At 45.6% G+C, this 15,033-nt stretch carries 18 protein-coding genes and 1 pseudogene; 11 read left to right on the plus strand and 8 right to left on the minus strand.

The window, feature by feature from the left end; genetic code table 11:
• The first annotated feature begins 78 nt into the window (after positions 1-78).
• Positions 79-1,044 carry an RluA family pseudouridine synthase gene (locus Q5691_RS07910; RefSeq protein ID WP_333344382.1) on the plus strand — a complete coding sequence of 322 codons (966 nt, stop codon included), beginning with the start codon at positions 79-81 and terminating at the stop codon, positions 1,042-1,044.
• A 236-nt stretch (positions 1,045-1,280) separates the two neighbouring features.
• Here the strand turns inward: Q5691_RS07910 and Q5691_RS07915 are convergent, their stop codons facing one another.
• Together Q5691_RS07915 and Q5691_RS07920 are read right to left on the minus strand one after the other, a co-directional pair.
• A complete protein-coding gene (locus tag Q5691_RS07915; protein ID WP_333344384.1) occupies positions 1,281-1,958 on the minus strand; it encodes an NERD domain-containing protein in 678 nt (225 codons plus the stop codon).
• A 299-nt stretch (positions 1,959-2,257) separates the two neighbouring features.
• Positions 2,258-3,016 carry a phycobilisome rod-core linker polypeptide gene (locus Q5691_RS07920; protein WP_333344386.1) on the minus strand — a complete coding sequence of 253 codons (759 nt, stop codon included), beginning with the start codon at positions 3,014-3,016 and terminating at the stop codon, positions 2,258-2,260.
• A 176-nt stretch (positions 3,017-3,192) separates the two neighbouring features.
• Between Q5691_RS07920 and Q5691_RS07925 the strand changes: the two genes are divergently transcribed.
• Entirely contained in the window at positions 3,193-3,324 is a 132-nt protein-coding gene (locus Q5691_RS07925) for a hypothetical protein (protein WP_333344388.1), read from the plus strand.
• Here Q5691_RS07925 and Q5691_RS07930 read toward each other — a convergent pair.
• Positions 3,303-3,899, minus strand: a complete 597-nt coding sequence (locus Q5691_RS07930) for a phycobiliprotein lyase (RefSeq protein WP_333215507.1) — start codon at positions 3,897-3,899, stop codon at positions 3,303-3,305. The two genes, Q5691_RS07925 and Q5691_RS07930, sit on opposite strands and share 22 nt — an antisense overlap.
• A 135-nt stretch (positions 3,900-4,034) precedes the next feature.
• Here Q5691_RS07930 and Q5691_RS27670 point away from each other — a divergent pair, with 135 nt between their 5' ends.
• Positions 4,035-4,298, plus strand: coding sequence for an NblA/ycf18 family protein (locus Q5691_RS27670; protein WP_445242851.1), 264 nt, complete (start codon positions 4,035-4,037; stop codon positions 4,296-4,298).
• Between the two features lie 233 nt (positions 4,299-4,531).
• On the opposite strand, the gene pstB is transcribed toward Q5691_RS27670, so the two are convergent.
• The 4 genes from pstB to pstS all read right to left on the minus strand — a co-directional run bounded on the left by pstB (position 4,532) and on the right by pstS (position 8,955).
• Positions 4,532-5,332, minus strand: a complete 801-nt coding sequence (pstB, locus tag Q5691_RS07940) for a phosphate ABC transporter ATP-binding protein PstB (protein ID WP_333344391.1) — start codon at positions 5,330-5,332, stop codon at positions 4,532-4,534.
• A 210-nt stretch (positions 5,333-5,542) separates the two neighbouring features.
• On the minus strand, positions 5,543-6,436 hold the full coding sequence (gene pstA, locus Q5691_RS07945; RefSeq protein ID WP_333344393.1) for a phosphate ABC transporter permease PstA: 894 nt from the start codon (positions 6,434-6,436) through the stop codon (positions 5,543-5,545).
• Between the two features lie 34 nt (positions 6,437-6,470).
• A complete protein-coding gene (gene pstC / locus Q5691_RS07950; RefSeq protein WP_333215511.1) occupies positions 6,471-7,427 on the minus strand; it encodes a phosphate ABC transporter permease subunit PstC in 957 nt (318 codons plus the stop codon).
• Between the two features lie 343 nt (positions 7,428-7,770).
• On the minus strand, positions 7,771-8,955 hold the full coding sequence (pstS, locus tag Q5691_RS07955; protein ID WP_333215513.1) for a phosphate ABC transporter substrate-binding protein PstS: 1,185 nt from the start codon (positions 8,953-8,955) through the stop codon (positions 7,771-7,773).
• A gap of 383 nt (positions 8,956-9,338) precedes the next feature.
• On the opposite strand from pstS, the gene Q5691_RS07960 reads away from it, so the two are divergent.
• The 8 genes and pseudogenes from Q5691_RS07960 to Q5691_RS07995 all read left to right on the plus strand — a co-directional run bounded on the left by Q5691_RS07960 (position 9,339) and on the right by Q5691_RS07995 (position 14,238).
• On the plus strand, positions 9,339-9,917 hold the full coding sequence (locus Q5691_RS07960) for a biotin transporter BioY (protein ID WP_333215515.1): 579 nt from the start codon (positions 9,339-9,341) through the stop codon (positions 9,915-9,917).
• Between the two features lie 215 nt (positions 9,918-10,132).
• Positions 10,133-10,648, plus strand: coding sequence for a signal peptidase II (lspA, locus tag Q5691_RS07965; protein ID WP_333215517.1), 516 nt, complete (start codon positions 10,133-10,135; stop codon positions 10,646-10,648).
• A gap of 359 nt (positions 10,649-11,007) precedes the next feature.
• Entirely contained in the window at positions 11,008-12,645 is a 1,638-nt protein-coding gene (locus Q5691_RS07970; RefSeq protein WP_333344395.1) for a radical SAM protein, read from the plus strand.
• Positions 12,646-12,758: 113 nt separating this feature from the next.
• A pseudogene (locus Q5691_RS07975) lies at positions 12,759-12,872 on the plus strand (SRPBCC family protein); the annotation flags it as partial.
• 34 nt (positions 12,873-12,906) lie between these two features.
• Positions 12,907-13,248, plus strand: coding sequence for a type II toxin-antitoxin system RelE/ParE family toxin (locus tag Q5691_RS07980; RefSeq protein WP_333344397.1), 342 nt, complete (start codon positions 12,907-12,909; stop codon positions 13,246-13,248).
• Positions 13,241-13,591: a transcriptional regulator gene (locus Q5691_RS07985; RefSeq protein ID WP_333215523.1), complete on the plus strand. Its 351-nt coding sequence runs from the start codon at positions 13,241-13,243 to the stop codon at positions 13,589-13,591. The genes Q5691_RS07980 and Q5691_RS07985 overlap by 8 nt, the downstream gene beginning before the upstream one ends.
• A gap of 13 nt (positions 13,592-13,604) precedes the next feature.
• The gene (locus Q5691_RS07990; protein WP_333307945.1) at positions 13,605-14,066 is read left to right on the plus strand and encodes an SRPBCC family protein; all 462 of its coding nucleotides are present in this window, start codon (positions 13,605-13,607) and stop codon (positions 14,064-14,066) included.
• Positions 14,050-14,238 carry a CPXCG motif-containing cysteine-rich protein gene (locus Q5691_RS07995; RefSeq protein ID WP_333084521.1) on the plus strand — a complete coding sequence of 63 codons (189 nt, stop codon included), beginning with the start codon at positions 14,050-14,052 and terminating at the stop codon, positions 14,236-14,238. The genes Q5691_RS07990 and Q5691_RS07995 overlap by 17 nt, the downstream gene beginning before the upstream one ends.
• 4 nt (positions 14,239-14,242) lie before the next feature.
• On the opposite strand, the gene Q5691_RS08000 is transcribed toward Q5691_RS07995, so the two are convergent.
• Positions 14,243-14,995, minus strand: coding sequence for a gamma-glutamyl-gamma-aminobutyrate hydrolase family protein (locus Q5691_RS08000; protein ID WP_333215527.1), 753 nt, complete (start codon positions 14,993-14,995; stop codon positions 14,243-14,245).
• Positions 14,996-15,033 lie beyond the last annotated feature (38 nt).

Consider the following 15,033-nt stretch of genomic DNA (forward strand, 5'->3'; position numbering starts at 1 on the left):
TGTGATCGCGAACTAACTCACAGATGTTATGATGAAGATATTTGCTTTACACACTTGGCAAAAAATAGTAAAAAGTAAATGATAGAAACAGACACTGCGGCACAGATTTACACAGTAGAAAATACAGAGGAATTCGATCGCAGTAATGTCAATCAGCGATTAGATATTTGGCTGTCAAACCAGATACCGGACTTATCCCGATCGCGAATCCAAACCCTGATATCACAAGGCAATGTCAAAGTCAATGACGAAACCTGCACCTCGAAAAAAATATCAGTAAAAGCGGGCGATCGCATCCACCTCACATTACCCGAAACCCAGCCCACAAAGTTGCAGCCCGAAGCAATTCCCCTCGACATCCTCTACGAAGATGACAGCCTAATTATCATCAACAAACCAGCCGGATTAGTCGTCCACCCAGCCGCTGGACACGCAGACGGTACATTAGTCAACGCCCTCTTAGCCCACTGTCCTCTAGCAGAAATCGGCGGAGTTCAGCGGCCGGGAATCGTGCACAGATTAGACAAAGATACAACAGGTGCGATCGCGATCGCCAAAACCGACATAGCCCACCAACACCTGCAAGCCCAACTCAAAACTAAAACCGCCCGCCGCGAATATTTAGGCATAGTTTACGGCGCTCCCAACACCGAAACAGGCACAATAGACTTACCCATCGGCCGGCACCCCACAGACCGCAAAAAAATGGCGGTAGTACCAGTAGAAAAAGGCGGTCGCCCCGCAGTTACTCACTGGACAATCAAAGAAAGAATCGGCAACTATTGCTTAATGCACTATCAATTAGAAACTGGCCGCACCCATCAAATTCGCGTGCATACAGCCGAAATAAAACATCCCATTGTCGGCGACCCGATGTACAGTTCCAACCGTTCTATCGGCGTCAATTTAACAGGACAAGCCCTCCACGCATGGCGGCTGACTTTGCAGCATCCTGTAACCGGAGAATTAATAGAGGCGATCGCACCTTTACCAGATCAATTCAACACTTTGCTAAAAATATTGCGGTTACGGGCTAATATGTGATAATTGGTATAGGAGTCACCAAAGCTGTTATGACCAGTCGCCATCAGGCGTTGAGAATGTTATCTACCTTGATTACTTTGTTCAACATTCCCTCCAGGATATTGTTTCTACCTTAACTTTTTTTAATAGCACAAGTATCACTTAGATGCTAGTGCAAGTCGGGGATGGTACTGCTATGTGCATTTTTGTTGATGTGCAACATATCGATGTAGCCGTTGCTCTTCTTTCTCCCAATCTTATCTACTGTTATAGGTGCGATCGAGTTCTTGCAACCCTGACACCAGATTGCCCAGTTCCATGACGTAAGCACCCCTAATCTTCTGTTTGTTGCTAAAACTGACCTTGGCATCGCTAAATACAACTACTGGAGTGACCTTGGTTAACTTCTTAGCTTTTTTGATAGCCGTAACTTCTTTGGCAATCTGTGCCAGAAAATCTTTCTCAAAATCTCTCAATTTCCCGTAAGATAGACGCTTGAGAACATCCCCATCCAACAAAACTACGGTTGAGTGAGACTTCACATCAAGGATAAAATTGACTCCTTTAGGCGATCGCAGCCACACATCGATATCGCCTACTTCCGGCAATCTTAAGTTGTACTCAGCTATCCATCCAGATTGGATTAGGGTCTCCAAAACTTGCTGAATTTTTTCTTCACCACACGCCCCTTGGTCAAATCTCTGAGACGACTTCCAAAACGTTTTCCCGTCCTCAATGAACGGAAGGGCGATTAATGCCGCTATCACAAGAGCCGCGACCAAAAATAAAGGAGCAAAAGGTGCTACCGCGTATACCAGCAGTGGCAACAACACCAACCCTGTTGCGGCACCGTACCTGTATAAGGCTTTGGTACGAAGCTGTTTAGCATGGCGACGCAATGGTTTTCCAGCACCTTCGTTATATTGCGGCTGCATAAATGCACCTATGTACTTATAGTTAACAATGGGAAAAGGTCGAATTATTTTTCTTCCTAATGAGGAATGACTAATAACTAATAACTAATGACGAATGACTAATAACTAATAACTAATGACTAATGACTAATGACTAATGACTAATGACTAATGACAAAAAATTATGAGTCCCGAGTTTTGGATTCCAAGTTTATCAAAAAACTCAAACCTCAAAACTCAAGACTCAAAACTCTCTCAGCCTAAAAGCCGATCGATTCAGTCGCTCGCCCGACACAAATAATTGCATCAGACAGCATCAATTACCGGCGACGGGGAACCATCGTCTCGATATTGATATTGGCCAGAGGCACGCGCTGCGGCGGACTAGCAGGCATGGGCATATTGCGCGCCATACCCAAATAGTTCGACGGATCGCCAGCCTTCGGTTGCTGCTCTTGAGGAACAAAACGGCGCACCCCAGTCTGCCAGATGATTTGCGGGAAGCCAAGCTGCGAACGGTGGTACTCGCTGTAGCGGGGCGTCTTCAAGTTGAAAGGAGTGTCCCCTCCAACTCGCTGAGGCAAAATTCGGCGCTGCTGGTAAGGTACTGTATCATAGCCGAACTTTTCCAGGTACTCTTCGCTATTGACCAACTCGTCAATAAAGCCTTGAGGCCCCTTATTGGCTACTACGATCGACCAAGCAATCTTTTCGCGCTCGCTGTACACATCCCGGCCCAAAATGCGCTGCACGCACATTTCCACAAACCGGTAATTGCTGTTAGTTTGATAATTCCGCTCCAAGAAAGGAGAAGAAGTCGCCAAACCGCGAATAAAGTCCCGCACAGTAATTTGGCCGAACTTGAGTTGCGACTCCAAAGACTTTTGGCGGTTGCTCTTGAGGATTTGGTGTTCGCTGTAAATCTGGCGATATCCAGCCCAAATCAAATTTTCGATGTCTCCAGACGAGAGCACATTTTCAGTTGTGAAAATTCTCGGCTGCTCGTCGCTCCCCACTTCAAAACCAGCAACGCGCTGGTTTTGGCTCTTGGGGGCGTAGCTTAATAAAGGAAGCGCCACGTTAAAATCTCCGTTATCTCAAATTTCAGAAATAGTTGACACCGTGAGCTGCCAGCAAAACGGATACAACTAACCAACATACAGATTAGGGGATTCCCGCAATCTAAATCTGATTTTCCTGAATTTTTGCAACAATCTGTAACATTTGTTGACTGTTGTCAGTGGGCAGTTGGCAGTTGGCAGTTGGCAGTGGGCAGTTGGCAGTTGGCAGTTGGCAGTTGGCAGTTGGCAGTCAACACTCAACAGTCAGCAGTCAACAGTCAGCAGTCAACAGTCAACAGCCAAATTACCAACCCAGAGCCGAATAAAACTCGCTGCCGGCCACTTGATCTCCTGCTGCTTCTGATGTTGCATCCGAGTCTGGTTGCACCCGAATTTCGGTACAAAAAGTCGATGTGCTGAAACCGCCAAAGCGCTTTACGGTACTCGTCCGCATCCGCACGTTCGGATTAGCAAACCAGAAACGCTCGATCGAACTCATCGTCTCGTATTCCGTAATCAGCAGCAGCCCATCCTCATCATCCATCTCAAAACGGCCAGCCACCGGCACAATTTCCGCATAGCCCCGTTCGCGTAACATCAAGCCCTGCCGGGGATTTTCAGGATCGGGGACGATCGCGAACACCGTAGACCCTTTATGATTCTCATCATCCTTATCCCACGCCATCGAGCCGTGCCAGGTCACAAAAGCCCCCCCAGCAGCCCGGCTCGGATCGACTTCGTGCATCTTGCAAATCTCGGCGACTCTCGCGTCATCCGCACCCAGCGCCGTTACCTGAATATTTGAATCCCCAATCTCCGCTTGACGGAAAGCGAGGTGGTGAGTGCTGCGCTGAGAACGCCACTCCCCAGCACTGCTTTGAAAAAACTCCATTGCATCCATACGAACTAGCTCCTTTGGCTTATGCTTCCCGGTGTTGACGCCTTTTTATGATAGAGCTCCCCCCACTTAGATGTACTTTTGCTACACAAATTAGTCTCAAAATGTCTACTTTGGACATATTGTCAAGTGAATGTTATGATAGTTTACAATGTAGGAGACACAACAAATCCTGCGAAACGTCATTCCGATCAATTTCGCATCAATCTCAGCAAACTGGAGGAGCGATTTATGGATATGCCTACAACCAGCCTCAGCATGGAACAGCAGTTCAAACTTCAAGTGCTGCGCGAAGAAGTCAAAAGGTTAAGCCAAGACCAAGCTCAGGAATACTTGCTCGAAGTTATGCGGCAAAACATGGTCAAAGAAAACCTGTTAAAGCATTGGATGAAGAATATGTGAACTCTTCGAGCATTTCTTCACAAAAATCAGCGGCTTGTATCTGCAAAAAGTACGATCGAGCTTTTAATCATAAAATCCAGAATCCCGCTTCCTCCAAGAAAGCGGGATTCTAAATTGACAAAAGTTTTACGCAGTTTTTTTTGTCGTTACAATACTCAGCAAATTAAATTCTTTTCATCCCTTAGAGAGGGACGAGAGTTTGTGTAGCCCGATTGTTTCAACTTGTCGGGGAATCAACCAAAACGGCCACTCACATAATCTAAAGTAGACTCTTCCTTCGGACTTTGGAAAATTACCTCAGTCTTATCACACTCCACAAGATAGCCAAACCGCTTCCCATCGTCAGAAAGTTTAGCATTGAAAAAAGCAGTCAGGTCAGAAACCCGAGAAGCCTGCTGCATATTGTGAGTAACGATCACAATCGTATACTTTTCCTTAAGTTCCCGCATCAACTCCTCAATCTTAATCGTAGAAATCGGGTCAAGAGAAGCGCAAGGTTCATCCATTAACACTACATCAGGATTAATCGCGATCGCCCTAGCAATACACAAACGCTGCTGCTGGCCACCCGAAAGAGAAAAACCGCTTTGCTTTAACTTATCCTTCACCTCATCCCACAAATAAGCTTGGCTGAGCGATTTTTCCACCAGCTCATCCATATCCCCCTTATAATTGTTCACCCTCGCACCGTAAGCAATATTGTCATAAATCGACTTCGGGAAAGGATTCGGCTTTTGAAACACCATCCCAATCTTGCGGCGCACCGCCACAGCATCAATATCAGGATCGTAAAGATTTTGACCGTGGTAATCAATTCTACCCTCTAAACGAAAACCGCTAACTAAATCATTGAGACGGTTAAAACATCGCAAAATTGTACTTTTACCGCAGCCAGACGGCCCAATCAAGGCAGTAATGCGATTTTTAGGAATCTCCATTGAAACATTTTTAACCGCGTGAAAAGCGCCGTAAAAAATATTGATATTTTCTGTCCGTAAAACTGTTTCCGCTTGCTTGTCTAAATCCATCATCATACAGGTAATACTCCAATCGAATTTTACAAATTACCGCTGAACAACGATATCAATTCCGGTAGATTGCTTATAATATCTTGGCCGGGGCGGCTTTACTGGAACTCGGGTTTGTATTGAATATCTTGGCGAACCCGCCCCTACAATAATTATATTTATTTAACCGGAAATGATATGACAACTGACAACTGACAACTGACAACTGTCAACTGACTAATACACTTTTTTGTGAGTAGCCCAGCGAGAAAGAATACTCGTCAGCAAAACCATAATCACCAAAATCAAAGATGCCGCCCAGGCTAATTCTTTCTGTGCCTTAAAAGGAACCGTTGCAAAGTTGTACACCAAAACCGAAAGACTCGGAGTTGGCTTATCAAATCCTGCCGGCCAAAAAGGCGAATTGAGCGCCGTGAAAATCAAAGGAGCAGTTTCTCCAGCAGCGCGAGCAATTGCCAGAGTCACACCCGTTAAAATAGCCGGAATTGCCGCAGGCAAAACGACCTGCAAAACCGTTTGATAATTAGAAGCACCCACACCAACCGACGCCCATCTAATATCTTGTGGGACGATTTGTAGAGCTTCGTCAGTAGTCCGCACAATCGTGGGCAACATCAGCACAGCCAGCGCCGCACCCCCTGCAATTGCCGAAAAACCTCCCATATTTACCACGAACAAACCGTAGGCAAATACCCCGGCAATAATCGAAGGAACGCCGCTGAGGACATTAGTAGCAAAACGTACCCAGCGAGCTACTTGACCGCTGCTGAACTCCGACAAATAAACGGCGGCCAATACACCAAAAGGAACAGCAATTAAAGAAGCAATTCCCACCGTCATCAATGTACCGAGAATTGCATTAGCAATACCCCCTCCCGATAGTCCGGGCGGCGGTGGCAGCTTGGTAAACAAGTCTAAATTCAGGCGATTAAAACCTTGTACGGTGACGTAGGAAAGCACTGCAAACAAAGGCAGCAGAGTGATGGCCAGACTAGCTCCAGCCAGTAGAGTCATCCCCAGACTAAACAGCGCTTGCGGGCTGTTTTTAACCTTCTTTAAACTGCCTGTTTTTGATACCAAAGGATTCTCATCGGAGACGCTATTTGACATAAACTAAAAATATGTAGGAAATGGCGGCAAACTTCTAGTTGTACTTCGCTCTTACTTGAGAAACAATCCACTCTGCCAAAATATTAACAATCAGTGTCATAATAAACAGAATAAGCCCAGTGTACATCAGAGCTGCTATTTGCAACCCGGAGGCTTCCGCAAACTGATTTGCCATCAGAGAAGCAATAGTATTTGCCGGAGCTAGCACAGAAAGACTTAACTGATTGGAATTACCAATTAACAGAGTTGCAGCCATTGTTTCTCCCATGGCGCGACCGAGCCCAAGCATAATTCCGCCGACAATGCCGGAAAAAGCCGCCGGTACGAGCACTCTAAAAATTGTTGTCCAGCGAGTAGCTCCTAAACCTAGAGATGCTTGCCGCAAGTCGGGCGGGAGACTTGCCAATGAGTCGCGGGAGATAGCAGTAATAATGGGCAAAGTCATGATTCCCAAAATTACTCCGGCTGGTAACATTCCCGGCCCCACTGGCGAGGTGCTAAAAATCGGCAGCCATCCGAAAGTGCCGTTGAGAAACTTGCCGAGAGTGGTAATCATGGGAATCAATACAGCAATTCCCCACAAACCGTAGACTACGCTGGGAATGGCGGCTAAAAGTTCTACTAAAAAAACCAAAGCTGTACGCACTGGTAATGGCAGAAAGTCCTCGCTCAAGAAAATGGCAGTCCCTACTCCTAATGGTACTGCAATTAGGAGCGCGATCGCCGAACTGACGATCGTCCCGTAAATCATCGGCAGCGCACCGTACTCTTCTTTAACCGGATTCCAGCTACTGCCAAACAGAAAGCCCAAACCGTACTGTTGAATGGCCGGTAAAGCCCGATAAGCAACGGTGAGCGCGATTACCAGCAAAATTACACCTACTCCTATCCCCAAAATCCGGGTCAGCCAGATAAAGCCTTGGTCTAAGGACTTTTCGGCTTGAGAGCGCGATCGGGTCTGTGATTGAGCGCTGTTATTATCTGAAATCATAGAAAAAAAACCAAATATATAGTAGCCGAAAATAGCCTGTTTCGGAAAAAGCTAGAACGAAGCAGAAAGAAAGACCATAAATAAAATCAAAGAGGGGCGGGTTTATTAATTCCCTGACTTTTCAACAAGTATTTCTGGTCAAACCCACCCCTACACAGATGCACCGATTGTTACATAGAAGAGGGGCGGATTTATTAATCCCCTGACTTTTTAACAAATATTTCTGGTAAAACCCGCCCCACAGAAATATCTCTCTTCATTCTTGCTGATTTTTACCCGCACGCGCAATGCCGAAGGGCTTTTTTCCCTCTGACAACGGACAACAATCAACAGTCAAGAGTTACTATTTGGCAACCTCAATTTTGTAATCTGGGCTGATGCCGTCCGCGGCCGCGGCTACTTTTTCTTTAACGCTTTGGGGCAGAGGAACGTAGCCCAATTCGGAACTAACTTTTTGACCTTCATTCAAGCCGTATTCAACCATTGCCTCGATAGTTTTGGCTTTGTTGGGGTCAGTAACTGTTTTGGGGACCAGCATCCAAGTGTAGGTCACTATTGGATAGGATTGAGCGCCTTCGGGGTCTTCGATAAATGCTCGCAGGTTTTCCGGCATGGGCACAGTTGCTAAAGCTTGAGAAGCTGATTCGTCGGTAGGTGCGACAAAGCTGCCTGCTTTGTTTTCCAAAGATGCAAATTTGACATTGTTGTTTTTGGCATAGCCGTATTCTATGTAGCCGAGGCTGCCTACAGTTTGCAGAATTTGGGCTGTGACGCCTTCGTTGCCTTTTGCGCCTACGCCTACGGGCCACTGTACTGTTTTGCCGTCGCCTACTGCACTTTTCCAGTCGGGGCTGATGGCACTCAGGTGTTTGGTAAAGACGGCGGTGGTACCGCTACCGTCGGAACGGTGGACGATGGTGATGGCTTGGTCTGGCAATTTAGCGGCCGGGTTGGCGGCTGCAATTCTGGGATCGTTCCAGTTGGTAATTTTACCGGCGAAGATATCTGCGTAAACATCCCGTGGCAGTTTCAGTGGTTCGGTTAAGTCTGGCAGGTTGTAGCCGATGACGATGCTGCCGGCTGTCATGGGCAGCAAGATCACGCCTTTGTCGGCTGGAACCTTGGCGATTTCGTCGTCTTTCATGCCGGTGTCGCTGGCCCCAAAGTCTACTGTGCCTTTGGTAAATTGTTCGACTCCGGCGCCGCTGCCTACTGATTGATAGTTAATTTGTACTTTGGGGTTGATTTTGTTGAAGTCTTGAAACCAACGCTGGTACAGAGGGGCGGGGAATGAGGCGCCGGCTGCGGTGATGGCTACGTCTGAGGCTAGAGCGAGTTTGGTGTTTTCCGCTGTGCCGGTGGCTGCAACGGGAGATGCGCCGGGGGATGCTGCGGTGTCGCCGGGGCTGGGGCTGCTGCTTGTGGTTGTGCTGCCACCGCCGCAAGCTGCTAAACTCAGGGCGATCGCCATAGCGGAAATTGCAGTAGTCAGACGGTTTGAATTAATCAAGTTGAGACGAAAAAGCATAGGTATAAAAAATCTGCGATCGTTATATGGGTGTCCCGCATCAGCATAGCGCGCAAAAGTAAAGGTTAGGTTAAGAATCTTTACACTTTATGGCAATTTAATATTAATTAATATTATTAATGTTATATATGAGCTTGACAAGTGTCAATATATAAGGTATATAGCAGAGACCGAGCTACGGAAACAAGCAGTCGATCGCCCGATCGCGAAAAATTCCTCATTAAATTATCACAAGATCGAGGCTTGAGAGCCAGAAAACCATACAATGGTGGTTATTTTGAGAGTAGTGCTAGTATTAAGAATTTAAAACCTGCGGGCATTGAAGCTTGCCTCTGACAAATGCCTTCTGCCTTATACCTTCTGACGAATGCCGTTTGATGATAATGCCTGCTCCTATTGAATTAATCTGGGCTGTTATTGGTTTGCTCCTGACGATAGGAGGCACTTTTTTGCCTGCATCTGTCACAATTCCGATTGGGTTGTGGGACGATCGAGGACTTCAGGCGTACTCTTTAGGTGTTACCTATCAAATTGGAGCCGTTTTGCTAGTAGGCTGCATGGGGGGTAAAAATGCTGCGGCTCTCTCGCAAATTGCTTATTTGGCATTAGGATTAACTTTGTGGCCAGTTTTTTCTCAAGGCGGCGGCATCGGCTATCTCAAAGAAGCGAGTTTTGGGTATTTGCTGGGTTTTGTGCCTGGTGCTTGGGTGTGCGGTTGGGTAGCTTTTAAGGTGGCTTCGCGGCTGGAATCTATGGCTTTTAGCTGTTTATGCGGTTTGTTCACTGTTCACGCGATCGGCTTAATTTATCTAATTTTTACTTACTGGCTACCTCCGGCAAAAACAACACCTTTATTCGATGAGATTCTTAAATATTCGGTTTATCCCCTGCCGGGACAATTGGCGGTAGTTTGTGCGATCGCAGTCCTGTCATTTACTTTACGCCGCTTGATGTTTTATTAATTAATTGGGGAATTGGGAATTGGGAATTGGGAATTGGTAATCGGTAATCGGGGATTGGTAGTTGTGTCAAATAAGGTTATACTATCATTGCCCAGCGGGAGAGTCATCTCGCTGCGGCTGGGATTGCTTTGCTGCACTGCATTCTGCTGACAATAACCAGCGAAATTTGAGTAAATTATCCCATGCCCGATGCCCCCTTTTCTATTGCTTAATCCATGCGTTTTAAAAGAAATCCCTTGTTCTGGATTGCTGCTGCTATAAGTTTAGTTTTAGACCACCTGACTAAGTTTTGGGTGGTACAAAATTTTGACTTGACGGTTCCTCCGCAGACACAGCCGCTGTTACCCGGAGTGTTTCACTTCACTTATGTTGTTAATACCGGTGCGGCTTTTAGTCTGTTCAGCAATGGCGGGGCGATTTGGTTGCGCTGGCTGTCTTTGGGCGTTAGTGTGGGATTGATTGTGCTGGCTTGGTTCGGGCCGCGAATTAACCGCTGGGAACAAGCTGGCTACGGTTTGATTTTAGGTGGAGCACTGGGGAACGGGATCGATCGATTTGTTTCGGGCCATGTTGTAGATTTTATCGATTTTCGGCTGATTCGGTTCCCCGTCTTTAATCTAGCTGATGTGTTTATTAATGCTGGGATTATCTGTTTGCTGATTGCAACTTTTCACAGTGCACCACCTACTCCGACTACTCCGAGAACTCAGGACGATCGCGATTCTATTTAAGAGTAACTTTTAAGAAGTCAATCAATTTTAGATTTTAGATTTTAGATTTTAGATTAACCCATCCATGGGCTGTACCGTTCTCAGGTTTATCGGGTGCGGAGCTTTTTTTTGCTTATCCACTAACAAAGCTAGGGGCATCGCCACCAATTGCTTTCCGTCATTTGTCCGTTGTCTGCTGTCAAAAGGTATAGGTATCAACTTAAAGTTAGAGTCATTTATGAGCTATAATTAAATTTTTTAGTGCTAAGGCTAAACTTGCCCGTGATCACAAGCAATTTGGTCACAAACTCCCGGGTTTATCCGTGGGATAAATTCCCAAATTTAAAATTTAAAATCTAAAATCTAAAATCTAAGATCGGATGACTCCTAATCCATTTGCTCAAGAACGCTTACTATTTGTCCCAGCAACCCCCGATGCTGATGCTATCCCGACTATTTTTGCTTTTCCCAACGAGTACACGGTGGGTATTACCAGTCTCGGCTATCAGATAGTGTGGGCCACTTTGGCTGTGCGATCGGATATTGAAGTGGGCCGTTTATTTACTGATATCAGCGAACCACTTCCCCGAAATCCAGAATTACTGGGATTTTCGCTTTCTTGGGAACTAGACTATGTAAATATTCTAAATTTATTGGAATCTCTCGAAATTCCGATTTGGGCGTCAAAACGAACTGATAATCATCCGATAGTATTCGGGGGCGGCCCGGTTTTTACTGCGAATCCAGAACCTTTTGCCGATTTTTTTGATGTGATTTTGCTGGGAGATGGCGAACATCTCATTGACAATTTTATTGATGCTTATAAACAAGTCCGTACCGCCGACAGACCAACTAAATTGCGGCATTTAGCCCAAGTTCCGGGAGTTTACGTCCCCAGTTTGTACGAAGTAACTTATCTGGATGCGACTGAGGGGATTAAATCGATTCAGCCTGTCGATTCAGAAATTCCCAGTATGGTTGAAAAACAGACGTACCGCGGCAATACTTTATCTGCTTCCACTGTGGTGACAGAAAAAGCGGCTTGGGAAAATATTTACATGGTGGAAGTGGTTCGGAGTTGTCCAGAAATGTGCCGTTTTTGTTTGGCAAGTTATCTGACTTTGCCGTTTAGAACTGCGAGTTTGGAGGATTCGTTAATTCCGGCGATCGATCGCGGTTTAGCTGTGACTAATCGTTTGGGTTTGTTGGGTGCTTCGGTCACTCAGCACCCCGAATTTGAAGCGTTGCTGGATCATTTGAATCATCCGAAATACGACGGCGTGCGGCTGAGTCTTTCTTCGGTAAGGACGAATACGGTGACAGTTAAATTGGCAGAAATATTGACCAACAGAGACAGCAAATCTGTGACTATTGCGGTGGAAAGTGGGAGCGATCGCCTCCGCAAAATCGTTAACAAAAAACTCACCAATGACGAAATTATTCAAGCTGCTATCAATGCTAAAGCTGGTGGCTTAAAGGGAATTAAACTTTACGGGATGGCGGGAATTCCCGGCGAAGAAATGGAGGATTTAGAGGAGACGGTGGCGATGATGCGGGCGATTAGAAAAGCTGTTCCCGGTTTGCGGTTGACTCTGGGATGCAGCACTTTTGTTCCGAAATCTCACACTCCTTTTCAGTGGTTTGGAGTGAATAAAGATGCGGAGAAGAGGCTGAAGTTTTTAGATAAAGAATTGCGTAAGTTAGGTTTAGAATTTAGACCTGAAAGCTATAACTGGTCGGTAATTCAGGGTTTGTTGTCAAAGGGCGATCGGCGGTTGTCTCGGCTGTTAGAATTAGTGCGGCATTACGGCGATACTTTGGGGAGTTATAGGCGGGCGTTTAAGGAGTTGCGGGGACAGTTGCCGGAGATGGATTTTTATGTTTTTCAAGAGTGGGAATTGGATCGGGTTTTGCCTTGGAGTCATTTAAAAGGGCCACTACCGGAGGCGACTTTGAAGAAGCATTTGGCTGAGGCGACGAGTCATTTTAGGACGAAGGATTTGCAGTTGACGAGTTAAGAAATAGCGGATGCGAAAGATTGAAACTAACAGTTGCTGTTTGTACTGATACAGAGGATAATACTGCAAATGCTGAAACGCGATCGCACTTAACTGTCTAGCGCAACGATACTATGCCCCATTTTAACTACTCGTCGCTGATTAATGCCACCGTTGAAGTAGTCTGGAACTTTCACGAAAAACCGGATATTCTGCAACTTTTGACTCCGCCTTGGCAACCGGTTCAAGATAAGATGAGGAGCGACATACTATAATACAATTATGCCTGAAGTCCAACCGAAAGAAATTCAGCGTTATACTACGCCAGACAACAGAGTGCCTTTCGAGGAATGGTTTAATGTTCTCCGAGATGGCAAAGCTACAGCTAGAATTAGGTTGAGATTAGACAGAGTTCAACTCGGCAATCTCGGAGATTATCGATTTGTTGGAGAAGGAGTCTATGAATTAAAAATAGATTATGGCCCTGGATACCGAATCTATTTCGGACAAGTCGGCACAACTATTATCCTGCTTTTAATAGGCGGGGATAAAAGCACTCAAGACCGAGACATACAGCAAGCTATCAAATACTGGACTGATTACAGGAGTGAAGATAATGCCTAAAAGTTTACCTTACCATCCCTTTTTAATAGAATCTCTCAAAAAGCCAATAGATTCTGCGATGTATCTAGAGGCTTTTTTTGAAGAAGAAAACCCGGAAACCGAACTGCTAAAAGTGGTACTTAGCAATGTAGCAGAAGCTCTTGGCAAACAGCAGATGTCTCCCGAACAATATGAATTGCAATTAAAAAAACTGGATGAATTGCTATCGCAGCAAGGAAATGATGCGATTTACAATCTGGGCACTTGGCTGAATGCTTTGGGATTGAAACTAACTGTTGCTGTTTGTACGGATACAGAGGATAATACTGCAAATGCTGAAACGCGATCGGAAATAACTGTTTAACTTAATCTAGAAAATGCCTAATTTTCGATATTCATCCCTAATTAATTCGAGCGTGGAAACAGTCTGGAACTTTCACGAAAGGCCGGACATTCTGCAACTTTTGACTCCGCCTTGGCAACCGGTGAAAATCATTCGCCGCGAAGGGGGACTCGATGTGGGTGCTGTATCAGAATTTCGCCTGTTATTGGGGCCGATTCCTGTAAAATGGGTGGCGACTCACACTCAGTGCGAACAATATCGCTTGTTTGTTGATGAACAAACTGAGGGGCCGATGGCACGTTGGACTCACCGACACGAGTTTACCTCAGAAAATGGCAAGACTAGATTGACAGATGCGATCGCATTTTCGATACCGGGCGGCCCGATTGTCGATTTGTTGTTAGGTTGGTGGGTGGAAATGCGATTAACAGATATGTTTCGCTACCGCCACGAAGTCACAAAAATAGAGTGCGAGAAAGATGCAAACAACGGCTGAATATTACTGTGCTTTCTGCGGCGAACCGAGTACAACTTTTATTGATATCAGCGGTGGTATGGAACAATCTTATATCGAAGATTGTCAGGTTTGCTGTCGCCCCAATGTTCTGTATGTCAGAATAGACGAAGATACCCTGGATATTGAAATAGATACTGACTATCAAGAATAAGTGACTATAAAAATGTAGGAATTGCCTTTGAGTCTGACTTGGTAGAATTCATAAATCTTGAAGCTGCTGCTTCTACGAAAGCCTGAAAAATTCGAGAGTTGAATGAACAGTTTGGGGACATTTCGGGGTGCCATTGAATTGCTATCATCCAAGGGTGATAGCAGTGTTCCATTGCTTCTACCAAAGTGTCAGGTGCATTCGCTACTATTTGCCAATCGGATGTTACTTTCCTCACTGCTTGATGATGCCAGGAAACAACGGTTGTTGAAGTTTTTCCCATAATTTTTGCTAGCCGACTGGTTGGCTCAATTTCAATGGTATGCTCGATCGCACGCGGGGGAATTCCCGATCCGTGATTAACCTCATTTCCGTAAGCATCCGGTACGTGAATCACCAAACTGCCACCGCTGGCTACGTTCAACATTTGCATTCCCCGGCAAATCCCCAACACAGGTATGTCAGCCTTCAAAGCTAGCTTTGCTAAGCTTAATTCAAAATTGTCGCGTTCTGCATTAACTGAGTAAACTGTGTGATCGACATAACCGCCATAAAGTTCTGGGTTGATATCTCCGCCCCCGGACAAAATCAAACCATCTACTGCATCAAAAATACTAGCCGGATCTAATTGATTGGGCGGCAGTAAAATCGGAATGCCACCAGCAGCCTGAACTGCATCAATATAAGTTCCATTTAAGCGATATTCGCCTGCTGGACAGCGGTTGTATGTTGTGATACCAACAATCGGAAATTTTTTCATTTGCTAGAGACTGGGAGATAATTATTTACATTAATACT

The sequence above is a fragment of the Microcoleus sp. w1-18aA5 genome (assembly GCF_036701705.1).
Lineage (GTDB): Bacteria > Cyanobacteriota > Cyanobacteriia > Cyanobacteriales > Microcoleaceae > Microcoleus.